21 protein-coding genes and 1 pseudogene are annotated in these 23,531 nt (G+C 58.1%); 7 read left to right on the top strand and 15 right to left on the bottom strand.

From position 1 onward, the window contains the following. The first annotated feature begins 49 nt into the window (after positions 1-49). Genes O1721_RS15640 through narI form a run of 4 tightly spaced genes read left to right on the top strand, consistent with a single transcriptional unit; the run spans position 50 to position 6,703 of the window. Positions 50-3,790 (top strand): nitrate reductase subunit alpha, encoded by a 3,741-nt coding sequence (locus O1721_RS15640; RefSeq protein WP_032648392.1) that lies wholly within the window; start codon positions 50-52, stop codon positions 3,788-3,790. After that, positions 3,787-5,331: a nitrate reductase subunit beta gene (gene narH, locus O1721_RS15645; protein WP_032648393.1), complete on the top strand. Its 1,545-nt coding sequence runs from the start codon at positions 3,787-3,789 to the stop codon at positions 5,329-5,331. Before O1721_RS15640 ends, narH begins: the two co-directional genes overlap by 4 nt. Next, positions 5,331-6,026, top strand: coding sequence for a nitrate reductase molybdenum cofactor assembly chaperone (gene narW / locus O1721_RS15650; protein ID WP_006810721.1), 696 nt, complete (start codon positions 5,331-5,333; stop codon positions 6,024-6,026). Before narH ends, narW begins: the two co-directional genes overlap by 1 nt. Beyond that, positions 6,023-6,703 carry a respiratory nitrate reductase subunit gamma gene (gene narI / locus O1721_RS15655; protein WP_015570467.1) on the top strand — a complete coding sequence of 227 codons (681 nt, stop codon included), beginning with the start codon at positions 6,023-6,025 and terminating at the stop codon, positions 6,701-6,703. Before narW ends, narI begins: the two co-directional genes overlap by 4 nt. Before the next feature lie 80 nt (positions 6,704-6,783). Here narI and nhoA read toward each other — a convergent pair whose 3' ends face one another. Then, complete coding sequence (gene nhoA, locus O1721_RS15660) at positions 6,784-7,629, bottom strand: N-hydroxyarylamine O-acetyltransferase (protein ID WP_017382294.1); 846 nt, start codon at positions 7,627-7,629, stop codon at positions 6,784-6,786. Between the two features lie 105 nt (positions 7,630-7,734). On the opposite strand from nhoA, the gene O1721_RS15665 reads away from it, so the two are divergent. After that, positions 7,735-8,307 (top strand): flavin reductase family protein, encoded by a 573-nt coding sequence (locus O1721_RS15665; RefSeq protein ID WP_032648394.1) that lies wholly within the window; start codon positions 7,735-7,737, stop codon positions 8,305-8,307. Positions 8,308-8,355: 48 nt separating this feature from the next. Here the strand turns inward: O1721_RS15665 and fusA are convergent, their stop codons facing one another. Beyond that, on the bottom strand, positions 8,356-10,455 hold the full coding sequence (gene fusA, locus O1721_RS15670) for an elongation factor G (RefSeq protein ID WP_032648395.1): 2,100 nt from the start codon (positions 10,453-10,455) through the stop codon (positions 8,356-8,358). Between the two features lie 161 nt (positions 10,456-10,616). On the opposite strand from fusA, the gene O1721_RS15675 reads away from it, so the two are divergent. Then, complete coding sequence (locus tag O1721_RS15675; protein ID WP_000612740.1) at positions 10,617-10,916, top strand: ArsR/SmtB family transcription factor; 300 nt, start codon at positions 10,617-10,619, stop codon at positions 10,914-10,916. Here the strand turns inward: O1721_RS15675 and O1721_RS15680 are convergent. From O1721_RS15680 to O1721_RS15740, 13 genes and pseudogenes are all read right to left on the bottom strand, one after another. Next, entirely contained in the window at positions 10,909-11,550 is a 642-nt protein-coding gene (locus O1721_RS15680; protein ID WP_032648396.1) for an ECs1377 family protein, read from the bottom strand. The genes O1721_RS15675 and O1721_RS15680 overlap by 8 nt on opposite strands. 91 nt (positions 11,551-11,641) lie before the next feature. After that, positions 11,642-12,643 carry a Kdo(2)-lipid IV(A) acyltransferase gene (locus tag O1721_RS15685; protein WP_032648397.1) on the bottom strand — a complete coding sequence of 334 codons (1,002 nt, stop codon included), beginning with the start codon at positions 12,641-12,643 and terminating at the stop codon, positions 11,642-11,644. Positions 12,644-12,829: 186 nt separating this feature from the next. Continuing rightward, a complete protein-coding gene (gene pptA / locus O1721_RS15690) occupies positions 12,830-13,060 on the bottom strand; it encodes a tautomerase PptA (RefSeq protein ID WP_003857012.1) in 231 nt (76 codons plus the stop codon). 37 nt (positions 13,061-13,097) lie between these two features. Beyond that, positions 13,098-13,715, bottom strand: a complete 618-nt coding sequence (locus O1721_RS15695; RefSeq protein ID WP_032648398.1) for a glutathione S-transferase family protein — start codon at positions 13,713-13,715, stop codon at positions 13,098-13,100. A gap of 41 nt (positions 13,716-13,756) precedes the next feature. Further along, a complete protein-coding gene (locus O1721_RS15700; protein ID WP_017693376.1) occupies positions 13,757-14,644 on the bottom strand; it encodes a transporter substrate-binding domain-containing protein in 888 nt (295 codons plus the stop codon). 9 nt (positions 14,645-14,653) lie between these two features. Beyond that, the gene (locus O1721_RS15705) at positions 14,654-15,427 is read right to left on the bottom strand and encodes an amino acid ABC transporter ATP-binding protein (protein ID WP_017693375.1); all 774 of its coding nucleotides are present in this window, start codon (positions 15,425-15,427) and stop codon (positions 14,654-14,656) included. Beyond that, positions 15,411-16,337: an amino acid ABC transporter permease gene (locus O1721_RS15710; RefSeq protein WP_032648401.1), complete on the bottom strand. Its 927-nt coding sequence runs from the start codon at positions 16,335-16,337 to the stop codon at positions 15,411-15,413. The genes O1721_RS15705 and O1721_RS15710 overlap by 17 nt, the downstream gene beginning before the upstream one ends. A 9-nt stretch (positions 16,338-16,346) precedes the next feature. Further along, a complete protein-coding gene (locus O1721_RS15715) occupies positions 16,347-16,856 on the bottom strand; it encodes a GNAT family N-acetyltransferase (RefSeq protein ID WP_015570459.1) in 510 nt (169 codons plus the stop codon). A gap of 9 nt (positions 16,857-16,865) precedes the next feature. Beyond that, a pseudogene (locus O1721_RS15720) lies at positions 16,866-19,129 on the bottom strand (NtaA/DmoA family FMN-dependent monooxygenase). A gap of 16 nt (positions 19,130-19,145) precedes the next feature. Next, on the bottom strand, positions 19,146-20,267 hold the full coding sequence (locus O1721_RS15725; RefSeq protein ID WP_015570457.1) for an amidohydrolase: 1,122 nt from the start codon (positions 20,265-20,267) through the stop codon (positions 19,146-19,148). Further along, positions 20,264-21,265, bottom strand: coding sequence for an LLM class flavin-dependent oxidoreductase (locus O1721_RS15730; RefSeq protein ID WP_032648407.1), 1,002 nt, complete (start codon positions 21,263-21,265; stop codon positions 20,264-20,266). Before O1721_RS15730 ends, O1721_RS15725 begins: the two co-directional genes overlap by 4 nt. A gap of 109 nt (positions 21,266-21,374) precedes the next feature. Continuing rightward, positions 21,375-21,914: a shikimate kinase gene (locus O1721_RS15735; RefSeq protein ID WP_017693371.1), complete on the bottom strand. Its 540-nt coding sequence runs from the start codon at positions 21,912-21,914 to the stop codon at positions 21,375-21,377. Between the two features lie 71 nt (positions 21,915-21,985). After that, positions 21,986-22,384: a (R)-mandelonitrile lyase gene (locus O1721_RS15740; protein WP_032648409.1), complete on the bottom strand. Its 399-nt coding sequence runs from the start codon at positions 22,382-22,384 to the stop codon at positions 21,986-21,988. Positions 22,385-22,496: 112 nt separating this feature from the next. Here O1721_RS15740 and O1721_RS15745 point away from each other — a divergent pair, with 112 nt between their 5' ends. Next, complete coding sequence (locus O1721_RS15745; protein ID WP_032648411.1) at positions 22,497-23,387, top strand: LysR family transcriptional regulator; 891 nt, start codon at positions 22,497-22,499, stop codon at positions 23,385-23,387. The last annotated feature ends 144 nt before the right edge of the window (positions 23,388-23,531 follow it).

The following is a 23,531-nucleotide window of genomic DNA, read 5'->3' on the forward strand; positions in this document are numbered from 1 at the left end:
AGCGTGATGTCTCACCCTCCGGCCATGCTATCGAAGCAGGAGAAATGTCATGAGCAAACTGTTGGACCGCTTCCGTTACTTCAAAACAAAAGGCGACAGTTTCGCCGATGGGCACGGTCAGGTGTACCACACCAACCGCGACTGGGAGGACAGCTACCGTCAGCGCTGGCAGTTCGACAAGATTGTGCGATCCACCCACGGCGTTAACTGCACCGGCTCCTGTAGCTGGAAGATTTATGTCAAAAATGGCCTGGTGACCTGGGAAACCCAGCAGACCGACTATCCGCGCACCCGCCCTGACCTGCCTAACCACGAACCGCGCGGCTGCCCGCGTGGCGCAAGCTACTCCTGGTATCTCTACAGCGCCAACCGTCTCAAGTACCCGCTGGTACGCCGCAGGCTGATCGAACTCTGGCGCGAGGCGCTGGCGCAGCATACCGATCCGGTGCTGGCCTGGGATGCCATTCAAAACGATCCGCAGAAAGCGCAGAGCTACAGGAAAGCGCGCGGAAAAGGCGGTTTTATCCGCTCAAACTGGAAAGAGCTTAACCAGCTGATTGCTGCCGCCAACGTCTGGACCATCAAAAACTACGGCCCGGATCGGGTAGCCGGTTTTTCCCCCATCCCGGCCATGTCGATGGTCTCTTATGCCGCCGGTACGCGCTATCTCTCCCTGCTCGGCGGCACCTGCCTGAGCTTCTATGACTGGTATTGCGATCTGCCTCCGGCGTCGCCGATGACCTGGGGCGAACAGACTGACGTGCCGGAATCGGCGGACTGGTACAACTCCAGCTATATCATTGCCTGGGGCTCGAACGTGCCGCAGACGCGCACCCCGGACGCCCACTTCTTTACCGAAGTGCGTTACAAGGGCACCAAGACCGTCGCCATTACGCCGGACTTCTCGGAGGTGGCGAAGCTCAGCGACCAGTGGCTGGCCCCCAAACAGGGTACCGACAGCGCCCTTGCCATGGCGATGGGCCATGTGATCCTTAAAGAGTTCCACCTCGATAACCCGAGCGAGTACTTCCTCAACTATTGCCGCCGCTACACCGACATGCCGATGCTGGTCCTGCTGGATGAACAGGCTGACGGTCGCGTGGTGCCGGGCCGCATGCTGCGCGCGTCGGATCTGGCCGACGGGCTGGGTGAAACCAATAATCCGGAGTGGAAAACCATCGCCTTTGACGTGGCCGGAAATCTGGTGGCGCCGAATGGTTCCATCGGCTTCCGCTGGGGTGAAAAAGGCAAATGGAACCTGGCGTCGCTGGCTGCGGGACAGGAAACCGAGCTGACGCTTTCCCTGCTCATCACCCACGACAGCGTGGCAGACGTGGCCTTCCCTTACTTCGGGGGCAACGAGAATCCGCATTTCCGCAGCGTGAAGCAGGAGCCGGTGCTGACGCGCCGCGTACCGAGTAAAACCCTGACGCTGGCCGACGGCAGCCAGAGACGCGTGGTTAGCGTGTACGATCTGGTGCTGGCAAACTACGGCCTCGATCGCGGTCTGGAAGACAGTAACGCGGCGACAAACTACGCCGAGATAAAAGCCTACACCCCGGCCTGGGGCGAACAAATTACCGGCGTCCCCGCTTATCTGATAGAAAAAATCGCCCGTGAATTTGCCGACACGGCGCACAAAACTCACGGTCGTTCGATGATCATTCTCGGGGCCGGTGTGAACCACTGGTACCACATGGACATGAACTACCGCGGGATGATCAACATGCTGGTCTTCTGCGGCTGCGTCGGGCAGAGCGGCGGCGGCTGGTCGCACTACGTGGGCCAGGAGAAGCTGCGCCCGCAAACCGGCTGGCTGCCGCTGGCCTTCGCGCTGGACTGGAACCGTCCGCCGCGCCAGATGAACAGCACATCGTACTTCTACAACCACGCCAGCCAGTGGCGCTATGAGAAGCTCACCGCCCAGGAGTTGCTTTCTCCCCTTGCAGACGCATCGAAGTTTACCGGTCACCTGATTGATTTCAACGTCCGCGCCGAGCGCATGGGCTGGCTCCCTTCCGCGCCGCAGCTCAACCTCAACCCGCTGCACGTGAAAGCTCGCGCCGACGCCGCCGGGATGTCGCCGCAGGATTACACCGTGCAGGCGTTAAAATCGGGTGATATTCGCTTCGCATGCGAACAGCCGGATAACGGTAAGAACCACCCGCGCAACCTGTTTGTCTGGCGTTCTAACCTGCTTGGCTCGTCCGGGAAAGGCCATGAATACATGCTGAAATATCTGCTTGGCACCGAGAGCGGTATCCAGGGTGAGGATTTAGGCTCAACGGACGACGTGAAACCTGAAGAGGTGGAATGGCAAACCGCCGCCATTGAGGGCAAGCTGGATCTGCTGGTGACGCTCGATTTCCGTATGTCCAGCACCTGCCTGTTCTCGGATATCGTCCTGCCCACCGCCACCTGGTATGAAAAAGACGACATGAATACCTCGGACATGCATCCGTTTATTCACCCGCTTTCCGCAGCCGTTGACCCGGCGTGGGAGTCCCGCAGCGACTGGGAGATTTACAAGGGCATCGCCAAAGTCTTCTCTGAGGTGTGCGTCGGACATCTCGGCACCGAAACTGACGTGGTGCTACAGCCGCTTCAGCATGACTCCCCGGGGGAGCTGTCGCAGCCTTTTGATATTCTGGACTGGCGCAAAGGCGAGTGCGATCTAATCCCCGGCAAAACCGCGCCAAACATTGCAGTCGTCGAGCGCAACTATCCGGAAACCTACGAGCGCTTCACGGCCCTTGGGCCGCTGCTGGACAAGCTCGGCAACGGCGGAAAAGGCATATCGTGGAACACCCAGAATGAGGTCGATTTCCTCGGCAAGCTCAACTACGTCAAGCCTGTCGGCCCGGCGAAAGGTCGTCCGCGCATCGAGACCGCCATTGACGCTTCAGAGGTGATCCTCGCCCTTGCGCCGGAAACTAACGGTCAGGTCGCGGTCAAAGCCTGGGAAGCCCTCGGCGAACTGACCGGACGCGATCACACTCATCTGGCGCTGAACAAAGAAGATGAGAAAATCCGCTTCCGCGATATTCAGGCGCAGCCGCGCAAAATCATCTCCAGCCCGACGTGGTCCGGCCTTGAGAGCGAGCACGTCTCCTATAACGCAGGCTATACCAACGTTCACGAGCTGATCCCGTGGCGCACGATTTCGGGCCGCCAGCAGCTGTATCAGGATCATGCCTGGATGCGCGCCTTCGGGGAGAGTCTGGTGGCCTATCGTCCACCGATTGACACCCGCAGCGTTACCCATATGCGCGAAATCCCGCCGAACGGATTCCCGGAAAAAGCGCTTAACTTCCTGACGCCGCACCAGAAATGGGGCATTCACTCCACCTACAGCGAAAACCTGCTGATGCAAACCCTGTCGCGCGGGGGGCCAATCGTCTGGATCAGCGAAACCGACGCGCGCGAGCTGGGCATTGAGGACAACGACTGGATCGAAGCCTTTAACGCCAACGGCGCCCTCACCGCCCGCGCGGTGGTCAGCCAGCGCGTGCCGCCGGGCATGACCATGATGTACCACGCTCAGGAGCGCATCCTGAACATTCCGGGGTCAGAAGTAACCGGACGGCGCGGCGGGATCCACAACTCGGTCACCCGCGTCTGCCCGAAACCGACCCACATGATCGGCGGCTACGCGCAGCTGGCGTACAGCTTCAACTATTACGGCACCGTCGGCTCGAACCGCGACGAGTTCATCATGATCCGTAAAATGAAAAACATTAACTGGCTGGACGGCGAAGGTCGGGATCAGGTACAGGAGGCGAAAAAATGAAAATACGCTCACAGGTTGGCATGGTTCTGAATCTCGATAAATGCATTGGCTGCCACACCTGCTCGGTCACCTGTAAGAACGTCTGGACCGGGCGCGAAGGGATGGAGTACGCGTGGTTTAATAACGTCGAAACCAAACCGGGTATCGGCTATCCGAAAAACTGGGAAGATCAGGATGAGTGGCAAGGCGGCTGGATCCGCGGTATTCACGGCAAGCTGACCCCGCGCCTCGGCGGCAAAATGGGCGTGCTGTCGAAGATTTTCGCTAACCCCGTCCTGCCGCAGATTGACGATTACTATGAACCCTTCACCTTCGATTACCAGGATCTGCACCGCGCGCCAGAGGGCGATCACCTCCCTACCGCCCGCCCGCGCTCGCTGATTGACGGCAAGCGAATGGATAAAATCAAATGGGGGCCCAACTGGGAAGAGCTGCTGGGCGGCGAGTTCGAAAAACGTGCCCGCGACCGCAATTTCCAGAAGATCCAGAAGGAGATGTACGGCCAGTTTGAAAACACCTTCATGATGTACCTGCCGCGCCTGTGCGAGCACTGTCTGAACCCCAGTTGCGTCGCCACCTGCCCGAGCGGTGCGATTTACAAGCGCGAAGAGGACGGCATTGTGCTGATCGACCAGGACAAATGCCGCGGCTGGCGTCTGTGCATCAGCGGCTGCCCGTACAAGAAAATCTATTTCAACTGGAAGAGCGGCAAGTCAGAGAAGTGCATCTTCTGCTATCCGCGCATTGAGTCCGGTCAGCCGACCGTCTGCTCGGAAACCTGCGTCGGGCGCATCCGCTACCTTGGCGTGCTGCTGTATGACGCGGACCGCATTGAAGAGGCGGCGAGCACCGAGCATGAGACCGACCTGTACGAGCGTCAGTGCGACGTGTTCCTGAACCCGAACGATCCGGCGGTGATTGAGGAAGCGCTGAAACAGGGTATTCCGCAGAACGTCATCGACGCGGCACAGCGTTCCCCGGTTTACAAAATGGCGATGGACTGGAAGCTTGCCCTGCCGCTGCATCCGGAATACCGCACCCTGCCGATGGTCTGGTATGTGCCGCCGCTGTCACCGATTCAGTCCTACGCGGACGCGGGTGGTCTGCCGCAGAGCGACGGCGTGCTGCCTGCGGTCGAAAGCCTGCGCATCCCGGTCCAGTACCTGGCAAACATGCTCAGCGCGGGCGATACCGGGCCGGTGCTGCGCGCCCTGAAGCGCATGATGGCAATGCGTCACTACAAGCGTTCCCAGACCGTGGAAGGCGTGACCGACACCCGCGCCATCGAAGAGGTCGGCCTGACGGAAGAACAGGTAGAAGAGATGTATCGCTACCTGGCGATTGCCAACTACGAAGACCGCTTCGTGATCCCGACCAGCCACCGCGAAATGGCGCGCGACGCCTTCCCGGAGAAAAACGGCTGCGGCTTCACCTTTGGCGACGGCTGCCACGGTTCCGACACCAAATTCAACCTCTTCAACAGCAGCCGCATTGACGCGATCAACATCACCGAGGTGCGTGAACACGGGGAGGGAGAATAATGCAGATCCTCAAAATCATCGCGCTGCTCATTGAGTATCCCGATGAGTTGCTGTGGGAAAACCGTGACGAAGCGCTTTCCCTGGTGGAACAGGACGCGCCCATGCTGCTGCCGTTTGCGCAGCAGCACCTGAGCGCCCCGCTGCTGGATAAGCAGGCCGAATGGTGCGAAGTGTTTGAACGCGGGCGCGCAACCTCGCTACTGCTGTTCGAACACGTTCACGCCGAGTCCCGCGATCGCGGTCAGGCGATGGTCGACCTGATGAGCCAGTATGAGAAAGCCGGCCTTCAGCTTGACTGCCGCGAGCTGCCGGACTATCTGCCGCTCTATCTGGAGTACCTTAGCATCGTTACCGACGACGAAGCGCGCGAAGGGCTGCAAAACGTCGCGCCGATCCTGGCGCTGATTGGCGGCCGCCTGAAACAGCGCGGCGTGGCGCATTACCAGCTGTTTGACGCCCTGCTGACGCTGGCGGAAACGCGGCTTTCCAGCGACAGCGTGGCGAAACAGGTGTCCGGTGAAAAACGGGATGATACCCGTCAGGCGCTGGACGCGGTGTGGGAAGAGGAACAGGTGAAGTTTATTGAAGACAACGCCACATCGTGCGACAGCTCGCCGATGCAGCAATATCAACGACGCTTTAGCCAGGACGTCGCGCCGCAGTACGTGGACGTCAGCGCCGGAGGCCCAAAATGACACATTACCTGAACGTGTTTTTCTATGACATTTATCCGTACATCTGCGCCACCGTCTTTTTCCTCGGTAGCTGGTTGCGCTACGACTACGGGCAGTACACCTGGCGCGCCTCGTCAAGCCAGATGCTCAGCAAGCGCGGGATGAACTGGGGCTCTAACCTGTTTCATATTGGCATTCTGGGGATCTTCTTCGGGCATTTGTTCGGCATGTTAACCCCGCACTGGATGTACGCCTGGTTTTTACCCGTCGCGGTTAAACAGCAGTTAGCCATGATTGCGGGGGGGATTTGCGGGGTGCTGACGCTGATTGGCGGGTCGATGCTGCTGATCCGCCGCCTGTTCAACCAGCGGGTGCGTGCCACGTCCACCACGCCGGATATTATCATCATGAGTATCCTGCTGCTTCAGTGCATCCTTGGGCTGTCGACCATTCCTTTCTCCGCCCAGTATCCTGACGGAAGCGAGATGATGAAGCTGGTCGGCTGGGCGCAGGGGATCGTGACGTTTAAGGGAGGCTCGTCAGAAATGCTGAGCGGCGTCGCACCGATCTTCCGCGTGCATCTGGTGCTGGGGATGACGATCTTCCTTATCTTCCCGTTCACCCGTCTGGTGCACGTGTGGAGTGCGCCGTTTGAGTACTTCACCCGTCGCTATCAGGTAGTGAGATCGCGCCGTTGATTTTGTCGGGTGGCGGCTTCGCCTTACCCGACCTACGTTTCAAGCCGCTGTAGGCCCGGTAAGGCGTAGCCGCCACCGGGCTATTTCCCTGCCTGTGGATGCGTATCAAACCCCGCCATCACGGCCGTCAGCTCGGCCAGGGTAAAGCCGTGCTTCGGGTCATCAACGCCCAGGCCAAACCGCGCCTGCATCAGCTTATACAGCGCCTCCGCATCCGGCAAATGGATCTGCTCCTCCACATGCCCGTTCTGCCAGTGGGTAAAATTAAAGTTGGTCAGCGTCAGCTTGCCCCCGTCCGGCAGGTGGCGACACATCAGCAGGTGATGACGGAAATGGGACTGCGGCCAGTGCGCCGACCAGAAGTTTCCCATCACGTAATCGTTGAAGTACTGGGTCGCCAGGTCGAAGTGGTACATTGACTGCCAGTGCTCGTGATGGCGGAATTGCAGTACCCAGTCGTTACCCTCGCTCAGCAAACGATAACGCCCGTGCGGGGTTTCCTGTTCCTCGTTGGCGATCAAACGAATCGGCGCCGTCAGCGTTTGTCCGCCAAATCCCACATCGGCGATCCAGCGCTCGCCGTTCAGCTCAACCAGCAGCAACCGGTGCGTACGCGGCGGCATCTGCGACGGATTAGCCAGCACAACCCGCCCCAGCACGCTGCGCACCGTAAAACCGACTTCGCGCAACACCCGCTCAAACAGGCCGTTTTGCTCGAAGCAATACCCCCCCCGACGTGCGGTGACCAGTTTATCCACCAGACACCCGTCGTCCAGATGGATTTCACGCGGCAAAACGACATCAATATTTTCGAAAGGGATCGCGCAGTTATGGTGTAAATGCAGCCCCCGCAGGGTATCGATATCAACCTGTACGGGCTGCTGCCAGCCCGTGCGGGCGAAATAAGCACTCAGAAATGGGGACATGATTTGCTCCAGGATGTGATATCCCCTGTTTATAAACTATTTTCACTTATGCATATGCGTAAAAGTGCTTTTTCGTCATACTCATCGTGTACATGAGGAGATCCTATGAGCCACTTTCGCCCTGTTGAATTACGTCACGCCAGCCGCCTTCTGAATCACGGTCCAACCGTGCTCATCACCAGCCGGGATGAGACCATCGATCGTCGCAATGTCATGGCCGCCGCATGGTCTATGCCGGTGGAATTTGACCCCCCACGTATCGCGATTGTGGTAGACAAAAGCGCGTGGTCACGGGAGTTGATCGAACGCAGCGGGAAATTCGGCATTGTGATCCCCGGCGTGGCGGCAGCCAACTGGACCTGGGCGGTCGGCAGCGTCAGCGGGCGCGACGAGGATAAATTTAACTGCTACGGGATCCCGGTTATTTATGGCCCTGAGCTTGGCCTGCCGGTTATAGAAGAGAAATGTCTGGCGTGGATGGAGTGCCGGTTATTACCTGTAACCTCTGCGGCAGAGAAATATGACACTCTGTTTGGCGAAGTGGTTTCCGCCGCGGCGGATGAACGCGCCTTTGTCGCCGGACGCTGGCAGTTTGACGGGGATAAACTGAATACGCTGCATCATCTGGGAGCGGGCACGTTTGTCGCGAGCGGGAAAATGGTGAAGGCGCTGGATTAACGCACCTCAAAAAAGAAAAGCCCTCTTCCTGAGGAAGAGGGCTTTTTATTACTTCACACGCTTCGCAATAATCTCATCCGCCACATTCCGTGGAGCTTCCGCAAAATGATGGAACTCCATCGTATACGTCGCGCGCCCCTGGGACATCGAGCGCAGCGTGGTGGCGTAGCCAAACATCTCAGCCAGCGGGACGTCAGCGCGAATAATCTGACTGCCGTACTGCTCTGCCATCCCCTGCACCAGGCCGCGACGGGAGGAGAGATCGCCCATAATGTTCCCGGCGTACTCTTCCGGCGTTTCCACCTCAACGTGCATCACCGGCTCAAGAATAACCGGATCCGCCCGCCGTGCGCCCTCTTTGAAGCCGAGGATCGCCGCCATGCGGAAGGCCATCTCCGAGGAGTCAACGTCATGGTAGGAACCAAACGTCAGGGTCGCTTTCACATCCACCACCGGATAGCCCGCCAGCACTCCCGTATTCATGGCTTCTCGCAAGCCTTTTTCCACCGACGGGATGTACTCCCGCGGCACCACCCCGCCTTTGGTGGCATCTTCAAACACAAAACCACTCCCGGCGGCTAACGGCTCAAGGCTCAGGACCACATGACCGTACTGCCCTTTCCCGCCGGACTGTCGGACAAATTTACCTTCAATATCCTTCACCGCTTTACGCAGGGTTTCACGGTAGGTGACCTGCGGACGACCAATGTTCGCCTCAACGCCAAACTCGCGCTTCATGCGGTCAACGATGATCTCCAGATGCAGCTCGCCCATCCCGGAGATAATCGTCTGACCGGACTCTTCGTCCGTGTGCAGGCGGAACGACGGATCTTCCGCCGCCAGGCGCTGTAGGGCGATCCCCATTTTCTCCTGATCGGCCTTGGTTTTCGGCTCAATCGCCAGCGAAATAACCGGATCCGGGAACTCCATCCGTTCAAGGGTGATCACCGCATTCGGGTCGGTCAGCGTGTCACCGGTGGTAACGTCTTTCAGCCCGACACAGGCTGCGATATCCCCTGCGCGCAGCTCGTCCACCTCATGGCGATCGTTGGCATGCATCAGTACGATGCGCCCGATACGCTCTTTCTTGCCCTTCACCGGGTTGTACACCGCGTCGCCTTTGCGCAGTATGCCGGAATAGACGCGGATAAAGGTCAGCTGGCCAACGTACGGATCGCTCATCAGCTTGAAGGCCAGCGCCGAGAACGGTTCATCATCGCTTGGGTGGCGCTCAGCATGCTGTCCGTATTCGTCTACCCCATCAATAGCGGGCACGTCCAGTGGAGACGGCATCAATTCAATCACCGCGTCGAGCATGCGCTGCACGCCCTTGTTCTTGAAGGCGCTGCCGCACAGCATGGGCTGTATTTCGCCGGAGATAGTCCGGATCCGCAGCCCTTTGATGATTTCCGCTTCATCCAGTTCGCCCGTCTCAAGGTACTTATCCATAAGCTCATCGCTGGCTTCTGCCGCAGCCGAAACCATTTTTTCTCGCCACGCCTGGGCGGTGCTCAGCAGATCGTCAGGCACTGGCGCATAGCTAAACGCCATGCCCTGCGTCGCATCATCCCAAAGAATAGTGCGCATCCTGATGAGATCCACCACGCCGGTGAAGTGTTCTTCTGCCCCCACGGGGATCACAATCGGGACCGGATTGGCTTTCAGCCGCTCCTGCATCATCCGCACCACGCGGAAGAAATCCGCACCCGGGCGGTCCATTTTATTGACGAACGCCAGACGCGGAACGTGATATTTATTCGCCTGACGCCAGACAGTCTCCGACTGCGGCTGCACGCCGCCGACGGAGTCATAGACCATTACCGCGCCGTCGAGCACACGCATGGAACGTTCCACCTCAATGGTGAAATCCACGTGCCCGGGGGTGTCGATAATATTGATGCGGTGCGGTTCAAAGCCTCTGTCCATACCGGGCCAGAAACAGCTTACCGCCGCCGACGTAATGGTGATCCCGCGCTCCTGCTCCTGCGCCATCCAGTCGGTGGTTGCCGCGCCATCGTGTACTTCACCCAGCTTGTGGCTCATCCCGGTGTAAAACAGGATGCGCTCAGTGGTGGTTGTTTTGCCCGCATCGATATGCGCGGAGATACCGATGTTGCGATAACGTTCGAGTGGAATGGGTCGGGGCATGATATTTCCTTAAGTCTTCATGAATGGTTTGTGACGACCGGGATGGTCGCGTGTTCGTTCGTTTGTTATAATAGTCCTATTGTACGAGTATTATCGAACTATTTTTTAACGGTTGACCTATTGTTGATATAGCTCAATCTCACGCGAGACGCAGGAAAACGATGATCCCAAACCACCCGGAACCTGAACAAATAGTGTTGGAAAATGTGCTGTTCGCCCTCGGCAACCCGCTGCGATTAGCGATTATCCGCAGGCTGGCCGACGGCAGCGAACTGAGCTGTAACGCGCTGCGCCCGGAAGAGGTGGTGAAATCCACTATGACTCACCACTGGCGCGTGCTGCGCGACAGCGGCGTGATCTGGCAGCGCCCGCAGGGGCGCGAGAATATGATCTCACTGAGAAGAGAGGATCTGGACGCCCGCTTTCCTGGGCTGCTGGCGATCCTGCTCCAGGCTAAGTAGCGGCAGCGTCCTCAAGACGATAAACCGGAATGCGCCGTGTTGTTCCGGTAAGGGTGTCGAACACCTCCGTATCGGACGTCACTATTCTCATCCCGGTCTTCCTTAACCGCTGCACCTCGGCGGCTATGCGCTGGAGGCCAAACCAGAAAAGCCCGTCAAGCGCGGTGACCGCAAGCCCCTGTTCCAGCGCCAGCTGGAGGCGCTCGCGGGGGGCTTTCACCTGCTGAGCGATTTGCCGGTAAGGCACTTCCGAACCGCCGGACGCATCGATCCGCTGAATACGGGTCTTCAGGTGGTAGGTAAATTCATCGGGAATGCCGTTCAAATCCCGTTTAAGGCTGTAGACGCAGCCAAACCGCTTCCCATTGAACAGGACATTTTTTTGACTGAGCTGAAACTCATTTCTGATGCTATCAATCAGCTGCGGTGCACGGGTAAGAAGTAACCGGAAGGGAAGCTCAAAGCTGGTCACATAATCCACATTCAGCAGCGCGAGACGCAGCCGCTCTTCTGCCCCGGATTTCTGGTCATGACATTCGCGCATCACCTCGGCCCACTGGCGCGTCAGACGTTCCGGCTCGCCGGCTTCGGTGAGGAGGTATTTTTCTAGATGATAATCGACTCTTCCGGTCATGTGGGGCATCCCGTCAATATGGATGCGGTAATTCTATCCAGCGCGGCAGGATTTATAAAGGGCGGAGCGCACCGGCATCCGCCCTGCCGGGCTACTGCTGGATACTCGACCGGTCCGAAATATCGCTGGCAGAAAAGGTTCTTGCAGTAGACGCGACCTGTTTTTTGCGTTTATACCGGTCCGGCTGGCCTTCAGGGCGGGTTTTGAACCGGCGATGCAGCCACATATATTGCTCAGGCGCCATCATCACGGCGCGCTCAATCGCTCTGTTCATTTGCGTGGCCACCGACGCTTTGTCGCCTCCCTGCAAGGTATCGCTAATATCTTCCAGAATAATCAGCTCATACCCTGTGCCATCTGCTTTTCTGCGCGGTACAAACGGGATCACGGCCGGTCTGGCACTTTTCACCAGCATGTAGCTCCCGGCAGTTGTCGCGGCGTCCGGGACGGCAAAAAACGGCACAAACACGCTATTCGTTTTGCCATAATCGTGGTCCGGGGCATACCACAGGATCTCGTTTTGCTTCAGCGCGCGGATCATGCCCTTCAGGTCATAGCGGTCAAGCATGGTTTTATTGGAACGCAGACGACCGCGCGTTTGCAGCCAGTCGAGCAACGCATTATTGTTGGGACGATACACACCAATACCCGCGTTGAGCATGCCAAAGATGCGTGCGCCTAATTCCAGCGTGAGAAAATGCATGCCAATGAGCACCACGCCCCTTCCTTGCGCCCGCGCCTGTTCCATATGTTCGTAGCCGGTCACGCTGAAGTGTTTCCGTACGCGCCAGTCTGGCCAGAACCACGCTATCCCCGTTTCGATGACGCCCATTCCAACCGATTCAAAATTACGCTCAAGTAAACGCTCGCGCTCGTCCTCTTTCATATCAGGAAAGCAAAGCTCAAGATTTCGTCTGGCGATCTCCACGCGGCGTGGAAGCAGGCGCATAGCCAGACGCCCAAGCCCGTGACCTGTTTTCAACAGCAGCGGGTACGGAAGCTGAACCGTGCACCAGAGCGCGGCAATGCCTGCCCAGCTGAGCCAGTAACGAGGATGAATAAAGGCGAGTGAAAACTGAGGTAATTTTGTCATGGAAAAATTATCCTTTTACTAATTTGTACTTAATCTGGTGCAGTTGCAGTGCTTACCTGCTGCTTTAACGAATATTGTTCGGAAGGATGAATTGTAGCGGAATCGTTATGGTTTTTATTATCGATTTTTGCGAAAGGGAATAAAAGCGAGGAGCGCCGGGTGATATTGCACCACCCGGCAGGCAAGTTACATCGAATAACCGGGCTTCTTAATCAGTTCATCCAGTTTCGGGCCGATCTCGGTATCCCAGACCTGCGCCTTCCAGTCAGCTTCCTGAACCTCCTGAAGCGCCACGGAGATTGAGCGATCTTTGCTGTTCAGATGACGGGCGATCGCTTCGGCGATATCCGCCGCCAGGGCCGTTTTTTGTTCGTCAGTCAGATCGCGTGGAAAACATTTGATATCAACGTGTGGCATGGGCAGGGCTCCTTTTATAGGTGAGCGTTCCACGTTATCAGATTATATCGTTAGCTTTTAGCACCTTGTGCAGTTCCGGCAGCGCGCAGACGGCATCCGCGACGACGGTAATATTAGGCGTGTTAGTGGCAAACCACTCATGACGTGGCCCCCAGGTACGCGCAACGGCAATATAGACGTCAAGCAGCGTCAGCTGTTTGCCAAACGCAAACGGCGAGGCGCTGAGCTGGCTGTCGAACCACAGATAGAGCGATTTTCGGTACTCAATGCAATTTTTCTTCAGCTGTTCCGGGGCATCAGGAACCCAGCGTTCCGGGTAATCTGCATACGTAAAGGTGGGATAGACGTTCGCCACAAACCAGATGAGCAGGCGCTGAAACTGCTGGCGCTCGGCCTGCCCTACGGGCGGCGCGAGGTCGGGACGTCTGTCGAGCACCATCAGGGCGATCGCCGCGGTTTCCGTCACGATCGCCCCGTTTTCCAGTTCCAGCGTCGGCACCTGGCACAGCGGGTTCAGTTTTAACAGCAATTCGCGTTGCGGGCCGGGCTGGTCAAACCCGTCCACGTTGACGAACTGATACGGGATGTCTGCCAGAGTCAGCATCACTTCACTGATTGCCGATCCCCAGCCGGGTACGCCATAGAGTTTGATCATGTTGCCCCCTCAGGGATGAAAACCCTAAGTGTAGAGCACCATTAGTAGGTTATCCCGGGCGGATTAACATCTGAAGACGTCACCGCTTCGCCCGCCTCCCCCCAGCGCGCCAGCACCTTTTGATACTCCCCGCGCTTAATCGCACCGTCCAGCGCAGCCTGCAACGCATACACCAGCCCATTGCCTTTTTTGGTTGTGGTGGCGACATAGGCTTTCTTCGGTCCTAATCCCACGACGCGGGTTTTGCCGGTTAACGCGGCTTTATAGGCAGAAACGGACTGCGGTCCAAAGAAGACATCCGCCCTGCCGGACTGAATATAAAGATTGCCTGAGGCGTCGTCGGTCAGATAAACCGGCAACGCAGGCTCGCGCCCGGCCTTTTTATTCTCTTCGTTCCAGCCCAGCAGAATACGTTCCTGATTGGTGCCTGACCCGACAATCACCTTTTTACCGGCCAGATCTTTCGCACGGGTGATCGACTGTACGTTGCTGGTGGATTTCACCGAGAAGGCGAGGGAATCGACGCGATAGGTCGCAAAATCGAACTTCGCCTTACGTTGCTCGGTGACGGCGATATTCACCAACGCCACGTCATAACGCCCGGAAGTGATCCCCAGCGGCCAGTCTTCCCACGCCGTTGGCACCAGCTTCAGCTTCAGCCCCAGACTGCCCGCCAGCAACCGGGCGATATCCGGGTCGCTGCCAATACGGGTGCGGTTATCACTGGCCAGCAGCGCCAGCGGCGGAGAATTCAGGGCTGAAATCGCCACCGTGAGGGTACCCGGCTCAACAAATTTATAGTTCGCCGGGATTTTCGCCACTGCCTGTTGATCAACCGTCACCGGCAGCGGCTGTTCGTTGGCCTTTAAATCAATGCTGGCGTGGCTCGCCGTCGTGAAGACCAGCCCCGCCAGGAGTCCATATTTCATCTGCGCTCCTTACAGCACTTTTGAGAGGAACTGGCGCGTTCGCGGATGCGACGGTCGGTTTAACACGTCGTCGCTGCTGCCCTGCTCCACAATTTTACCGTCGACCATAAATACCACCTGGTCCGCCACTTCCCGGGCAAAGCCGATCTCATGGGTGACCACCACCAGCGTCGTGCCGGAACGGGCGAGCTTTTTAATCACGTCCAGCACTTCGCCAACCAGTTCCGGATCCAGCGCCGAGGTGGGTTCATCAAACAGCATCACGCGCGGGCGCAGCGCCAGCGCGCGGGCAATGGCGATACGCTGCTGTTGGCCGCCGGAGAGGTGACGCGACCAGGCATCGGCTTTATCGCGCAGACCTACCACATCCAGAAGGCTGTAGGCGTTTTCAACAGCCTCTTTTTTACTGAACTTTTTATGCGCGATGGGTGCTTCAATCAGGTTTTCCAGCACCGTGAGATGCGGAAAAAGATTGAAGTTCTGAAACACGTACCCAACGTTGACGCGCTGTTTGAGGATCTCTTTCTCTTTTAGCTCGTAGAGTTTGTCACCCTGACGGCGATAGCCGATGTAATCCCCGTCAATCTGAATAAAGCCTTCGTCTACGCGCTCCAGATGGTTAATGGTGCGCAGCAGCGTCGATTTTCCCGATCCAGAGGGGCCAAGGATCACCGTCACGGAGCCCGGCGGGATCTCAAGCGTGACGTTATCGAGCGCTTTATGTCGGCCAAAAAACTTACTGACGCCGGTAATGGAAATGTGTCCTTCAGGAGAGGCTTGCATGAACAGGCTCCTGTGCTGGCGAAGTGGTGACGGAACGCGCGCGACTGGTCGCCCGGTTCTGGTTTACGGCGGAGCGGCGCTCGCTGCGGGCGAGTCCACGCTCAATAACATGCTGGATGGCAGACAGTACGGTGGTGATCACCAGATACCAGACGGCCCCCACCATCAACAGCGGGATCACCTCCTGGGTGCGGTTGTAGATCATCTGGATCGTGTAGAACAGTTCCGGCATCGCCAGCACGTAAACCATCGCCGTCCCTTTGGCGAGACTGATGATTTCGTTAAACCCGGACGGCAGGATGGTGCGCAGCGCCTGCGGGAGAATTATGCGCACCGTGCGACGCCACGCCGGCAGACCCAGCGCAGCGGCCGCCTCATACTGACCGTGGTCGACCCCAAGGAAGCCCCCGCGAATGATCTCCGCAGTATAGGCGCTCTGCACCAGCGTCAGCCCCACGATGGCGGTAGAAAATTGCCCGAGAACGTTGATGGTTTCAAAGCTGCCCCAGGTAATGCCGGTAAAAGGCACGCCGAGAGAGAGCGTGTCGTAGAGATAAGAGAAGTTATAGAGGATAATCAGCACCACGATCAGCGGCAGGGAACGGAACAGCCAGATGTAACCCCACGCCAGGCTGCTCAACAGCCATGATGACGAGAGCCGCGCCAGCGCCAGCATGCCGCCAATAACCACGCTCAGTACGGTGCTTATTAACGTCAGCAGCAGCGTCTGGCCGACGCCTTCGAGGATCACCGGGTCGAAGAACCAGCGGGCAAATACCGCCCATTCCCAGCGCGGATTAAAGGCCACGGACTGGATCACGACCGCCAGTACAAACAGCGCCACCACGGCGCCAGCAGCGCGCAGCGGATAACGTGCCGGGACCACTTTTATGGTTTCAACGTTGCTCATCGTCGCTCCTTATGCGGTTTTGCTGAGCGCTTCGCGGATCAGCGTCTTGGTGAAACGCAGCCGACCGTCGAACGGCGGCTGGCTATACTCTTCCGGATCGCGGTTAAGATCGAACTGCGGCTGATACCCCTGACTGAGATAGAGCCGCACCGCCTCCGGCTGGCGAAACCCCGTGGTCAGGTAGATGCGGCTGTAGCCCGCCAGCACCGCCCGGCGCTCCAGCTCCTGTACCACGCGCGCGGCCAGCCCCTGCTGGCGCAGCGTTTTATTCGTCCAGATGCGTTTGATCTCTGCGGTATGTTCGTCGAAGGGCTTGTACGCACCGGTGGCGATGATCTCGCCATCGCGCTCCAGGACGATAAACAGCCCCTGCGGCGCCAGGTACCACTCTGTCAGCTCGACTTCCGCATCCTTTGAAAAGTAGTCGCCGTAACGAGCGGCGTACTCACCGAAAAGCCCCTCGATAATGGGCTGAAGATCGGCATCTTCCGGCGAAACGTCACGAAATTGTTCGCGCATAGCGCCTCCTTAATCGCCCAGACCCGCCGGGTTAACTTCGGAACTGGGGATACGCTCCACGCCTTCCCCCCAGCGGTTCAGCACTTTGTCGTAATCTCCGTTCTTGATCGCGCCGTTCAGCGCGGTTTGAACCGGCTCGACCAGGCCGCTGCCTTTTTTCAGCGTCACCGCGATATGCGCCGCCTTCGGCCAGCCGCCGTCGACGCTGCCGACCAGTTTGGTTTTACCGTTAAGCGCCGCTTTCCAGGCGCCGATCACGTTCGGACCAAAGTAGGCGTCCGCGCGTCCGGACTGAAGCGCCAGCGTTTGGGCCGCGTCGTCTTTGGTGTAGATCGGCGTAAAGGGTTTAAGCCCTTTTTTGATATTCTCTTCGTTCCATGCCAGCAGAATGGCCTCCTGGTTGGTGCCGGAACCCACGATGATGCGCAGCCCGGCGATATCCTCTGCCTTCACAAGCGAGTTGATCGGACTGGTGGATTTCACGTAGAAGCCAAGTGAATCCTTGCGGTAGGTGGCGAAGTCGAACTTCTCTTTGCGCGCTTTAGTGACGGTGATGTTGCTGATAGCCGCGTCGTATTTCCCGGAGGCAACCCCCAGCGGCCAATCCTCCCAGGAGGTGGGCACCACGTTCAGCTCCAGTCCGAGGCTGTCCGCTACCAGACGCGCGATGTCGACCTCACTTCCCAGCAGAGTTTTGTTGTCGTCGGAAAAGACCGTCAGTGGCGGTTGATTCAGTCCCGCCACCGCCACGGTAAATTTCCCCGGCACGGCAAAACGATAGTCTTTCGGCAGTTGCGCGATCGCATCGCTGTTTTTGGCGGTATTGATCGGCGTTTTATTGGCCTCAATGCTCACGCCGGTGCCGTTAATATTGACGTTCTCTGCCCAGACGGCAGGGGTAAAGGCCAGCGCAAGCGCCAGAATAAGCGATGATTTCTGCATAGCGTTTTTCTCTTTTATTGTTGTGTGAACTGATTTTTGGGCTCGTCTAAGCCCAGACTTTCGCGCAGCGTGGTGCCGGGATAGTCGGTGCGGAACAGGCCGCGCGCCTGTAAAACGGGCACCACCTGGTCAACAAAGCGCGGGAAGGTGTCCGGCGTGCCGCCCTGAATGATGAAGCCATCCGCCGCCTTCTCTTCGAACCAGGCCTGTAAACCATCGGCCACCTGCTCCGGTGTGCCGGAAAAACGCGGGCGCGGCGATGCGGCTTCCAGCGCGACCTGACGCAGAGTTAAGTTGCGCTCACGGGCGTTACGCTTGATTTCATCGGTGGTGCTGCGGAAGCTGTTTTTGCCCAAATCGCCAATATCCGGGAACGGCGCGTCGAGGGGATACTGGCTGAAGTCGTGATGCTCGAAATATCGTCCGAGGTAATTCAGCGCATCATTAATGGAGACCAGTGCCGCCGTAGTTTGATACTGGTTTTCTACGTCATCGGCGTCGTTTCCAATAATCACGCTGACGCCCTGGAATATATGTAAATCCTCTGCGCGGCGGCCGTGACTTTCCAGCTGCTGTTTAACATCGCGGTAAAAAGCCAGGGCTTCTTCCCGCGTGTCATGGTGGGTAAAGATGGCGTCAGCGTGTTTTGCCGCCAGCTTTTTACCGTCGTCGGACGCGCCAGCCTGAAAGACAATCGGACGTCCCTGCGGCGTGCGGCCAATATTCAGCGGGCCGGAAACCTGGAAGAAATCACCGTGGTGATCAAGAGTATGCAGTTTCGACGCATCAAAGAACTGTCCGCTCTCTTTATTGCGGATAAAGGCATCCCCTTCCCAGGAATCCCACAGCCCCTTCACCACGTCGAGATACTCATCGGCAATGCGGTAGCGCAGCGCATGCTCCGGGTGTTTTTCGCGGGAGAAGTTCCTGGCTGACCCTTCCAGCGGTGACGTCACCACGTTCCAGCCCGCGCGTCCGTTGCTCAGGTGATCGAGGCTGGCGAACTGGCGTGCAACGGTGAAAGGCTCGCTGTACGAGGTGGATAACGTGCCGACCAGCCCCAGGCGCGAGGTGATACTCGCCAGCGCGGACAACACCGTCAGCGGCTCAAAGCGGTTTAAAAAATGCGGAATGGATTTCTCGTTAATATAAAGGCCGTCGGCCACAAATATAAAGTCGAGCTTGCCCTCTTCTGCTTTTAAAGCCGTTTCTTTAACGAAATCAAAATTAATGCTGGCATCCGCGACCGCCGCCGGATGGCGCCAGGCAGACATATTTCCGGATGCACCATGCAAAATGGTCCCCAGCCGCAATTGACGATGTGCAGACATATTCACCTCAAATTAATTAAACGTGTTGCAGGGCTTTTTCCGCGAGCTGAGCAAAATAGCGGGCAGCGGGTTCGATTAATGCTTCGTCCGGGTTAAATGCCGGGTGATGTAACCCAAACGGACTGTTGCTGCCAATGCTGACAAATGCGCCGGGTATGTTTTGCAGATAGACCGCGAAATCCTCCCCGCCCATGTGCAGTTCCGCATGCCGGGTTTCATATCCCGCTTCGCGCGCGACCGAGGTGGCAAACCCGGCCCAGTGCTCATCGTTCACCAGCGCGGTGGGCCCGGCGTACCAGGTGATGTTGATTTGCGCGCTAAAGGCGCTGGCAAATCCGGCGGCGATTTCACCGACGCGCGCTTTCACGTTCTGCTGCACTTCCGTGCGGTGCGTGCGCAGCGTGCCCTCCAGCTCAACGCTTTCCGGCAGCACGTTCCAGGTATTCCCCCCGGCGATGCGCGTCACGCTCAGAACAACCGAATCCAGCGTGTTGACGTTACGGCTGGCTACGCTTTGCAGCGCGGTTACCAGCTGGCTTGCCAGCACGATGGCGTCGTTGCCTTCATGGGGACGTGCGGCATGCGCGCCTTTGCCGGTCACGTGAATAACGAAGCGATCGACGTTGGCATAGAACGGGCCGCCGCGCGTGGCAAACTCGCCGACCGGCAGTGACGGCTCGTTATGCATTCCGAAAATCGCGCGTACGTCGCGTAACGCCCCGGCCCGCACCATGCTTTTTGCTCCGCCGAAATTCTCTTCCGCAGGCTGGAACAGGAGCCGCACGCGACCGTTGAGCGAGGCTTCCCGCTCCTTCAGCTTTAACGCGGCGCCGAGGATCACGCTGGTGTGGATGTCGTGTCCGCAGGCATGCATCACCCCGGCACGCCGGGAGCTAAACGGCACCCCGCTGCGCTCGTCGATGGGTAACGCGTCGATATCGGCGCGCAGCGCAACCAGTGCGTTGCCCGTGCCGATCTCCGCAACCAGCCCGGTCTGGAGATCGTAATCCAGCGGGGCAATCCCGGCGGCCGTCAGCCACTCGCGCAGGCGCGCCGTTGTTTCGACCTCCTGACCGGAGAGTTCAGGGTTCTGGTGCAGCTCACGGCGCCAGGCAATCAGTTGTTCGCTAAAGCTCATACGGTCACCTCCCTGTTAAGACGCGCCTCGGCCAGCAATCGCAGGGACTGCACGCGCGTTGCGCCATCAGCAACTGGCGTGTCGATGATAAATTCGTCAATCCCCCACTGCTGATGCAGCGCGTTGAGCTGTTCAAGCACCGACGCCGCCGTTCCGGCCAGCAGAGACTGCGCCCGACGCGCGATGCGCACCGGTTCACTCCCCGCCTGCCGCGCAAAGGCGTAGGCCTGTTCTTCGCTGGCGACGGTGACGCGCTGTCCGTTTGCCAGCTCCACGCCCCACACTTCAACCTTCTGCGCCAGCGCATCGGCCTCAGCCTGGGTTGGGGCAACAATGGTCTGCACGGCCACAATCACCTCCCGGACGCTGTGTTGACGCCAGGCTGTGACGACCTCGCGCAGCAGCTCAGGATCACCGTTCAGATGGGCGGCAAAGACAAAATGCCAGTCGAGGGAGGCCGCCAGCAGCGCGCTTTCTGTGCTGGCGCCCAGCAGAAACCCCCGGGCAGGCACCGGCGGCAGCGGCGTGGCGCGAACGTCCTCCTCCGCTGACTGATTTTCAGGGCGGATCCAGCGATCGAGCTGCGTCAGTTGTTCAGCAAAGCTGCCTTTTTCCTGCGGATTAAGGCCGTGCTGCAAGGCGCGGGTAGAGAGCGGCAGACCGCCGGGCGCTTTGCCAACGCCCAGATCAACCCGGCCCGGCGCAATGGCGGCCAGTACGTTAAAATTTTCGGCGACTTTATAGGGGCTGTAATGTTGCAGCATGACGCCGCCTGAGCCCACGCGAATACGTTTTGTTTGCCCGAGGATCCAGGCAATCAGCAGCTCCGGCGAGGGGCTGGCAAGCTGCGGGGTATTGTGGTGTTCGGCAATCCAGAAGCGGTGATAACCCAGCGTTTCTGCCTGTTGCGCCAGTGCTAAGGTTCGCGCCAGCGCATCGGCGGCTGTTTCGTGTTCTGCGACGGGGCTTTTATCCAGAATGCTGATTCGCCATGACATGTTGCGTTCTCGTTTGACTTAACATGTCGTCATTATTAAAGGTGGATTTCACCTCTGAGAAACAATTAATTTACATTTGGATTGCCGGAAAACGGCAATAGAGAGTCTGTCATCGGCGTGATTTGAGCGATGTAATGAGTCTTTCCGCATCCTGCCGTCGGGTAATGCGGAGAAAGCGAATGTGTGCGTACTGCGGGTTTTGCATATCCGCCTCATATCGTTTGCGGTTGCTGCGCCAGGTTTTGATCGTCCAGATGATAATAGAGTCCTTGCTAAGGAACGACCGACGAAAGCTTTCGCGGTTCCCCGTGCCGGGCCAGAGCTCCTGTTTGTGCCAGGCGCGTCTGGAGGCCCGCGTCACCGCCTGCCAGAGCGTGCGGATAAACCCACGATCTATCCACACCACCAGATCGACGTCGCGCCACTTAACGTCGCGTGTGCGGTTGTAATTCCCGTCCAGGACCCAGTCAGGCGAGGCGGCGAGCGCTTTTTCCAGGGTTGCAAGAAACTCATCATCCGGTGTTCCCTGCCAGTTCGCTCGCCAGTAAAGCCTGTCCATCTCAATGTAAGGGATAGCCAGCGCCTCCGCGATTCGCCTGCCAAACGTGCTTTTCCCACTTCCGCTGGTGCCAATGATATTGATTTTCACCGTTCCGCCTGCACATGCTGAAGAAAACGGATCGAATCATAACGTTAATAATTTGTTTACGAAACGCCAGACTACTCGTTCGGATACTGCTCGTCGGTGACCTTCTCCAGCCATGCCACCGGGCTCCCGTCGACAGTTTCTGCGATGGCGATATGGGTCATGGCCGTCTGCGCGCTTGCGCCGTGCCAGTGCTTCACGCCGGGTGGGATCCAGGCGATATCACCCTGATTCAGCGGTTCCGCCTCTTTCCCCCACTCCTGTAACCAGCCGCGCCCCTGCGTCACGATCAGCGTTTGTCCAAGAGGATGCGTATGCCAGGCGGTACGTGCGCCGGGTTCAAAGGTGACGGTCGCGCCGCCGACTTTTGCCGGTTCAGTCGCCTGGAAAGGCGCGTCAATGCGCACGCAGCCGGTAAACCAGACCTCTGGCCCCTGAACGGAAGGTAACGAACCGCTACGGATAATTTTCATGATTAACTCCTCGTTTGCTGTTGCGTTAACAGTAGCGTAAAGCCATGGGGAGCATTAGAGTGCATAATCAGAAAGGAACCATGAATTCATTTCATAAATCGAGTAAACCGCCATGTTAAAAGACAACTTCAACGATCTGCTTTCCTTTATGGTCGTCGCCCGGGAGCGCAGCTTTACCCGCGCCGCGGCGCAGCTTGGGGTATCTCAGTCGGCGCTCAGCCACGCAATGCGCAATCTGGAAACGAGGCTGGAAGTCCGTCTGTTAACCCGCACCACCCGTAGCGTGGCCCCTACCGAGGCCGGCGAGCAACTCTTCATGCGCTTAAGCCCCCATCTGCTGGAGATCGAGCAGGAACTCACCGCGCTGCGTGATACCCGCGACAGACCTGCCGGGAATATTCGCCTTACCGCCGGGGAGCACGCCATGTCTGCGGTGCTGTGGCCTGTGCTTAAACCCTTTATGGCGCAGTATCCTGATATCAACGTTGAAGTCACGGTGGACAATGGGCTGACTGATATTGTCGATGGCCGCTTTGACGCGGGGGTGCGTCTGGGTGAGCAGGTGGCGAAAGATATGATTGCCGTTCGTATTGCGCCGGACATGCGCATGGCGGTCGTCGGGTCGGCAGAGTATTTGCAACGTTTCGGCGTACCGGAAACGCCGGAGCAGCTTGATCAGCACCGCTGCATTAATATGCGCCTGCCCACACGCGGCGGATTATATGCCTGGGAATTTGAACGGGACGGACGTGAGCTGCGCGTGCGGGTTGACGGCCAGCTGATCCTCAACAGCCTGCCGCAACGCATCGATGCCGCCGAAAACGGTCTGGGGCTGGCGTACGTCCCGGAAGAAGCGGTTCAGGACGCCCTTGCTGAGAGCCGGTTAGTGCGTGTGCTTGAAGCCTGGTGCCCGGCTTTTACGGGATACCATCTGTACTATCCGAGCCGCCGCCAGCACACTACCGCGTTTGCATTACTTATTGCAGCCCTGCGGCATTCATAAGCTCTACCTATAAGTAACTATTAAGTAAACCTGATGATTAAATCAGCATTCGCAGACCTTTTTGCCTAAAAAAACGTCACGATTCAGCGCGTTGTGATCGCCGTCTGCTCTGACCACACGATTTCCTTCGACGAGCATCACTTT

The sequence above is a fragment of the Enterobacter cloacae complex sp. HYC033_NIDB genome (assembly GCF_056673335.1).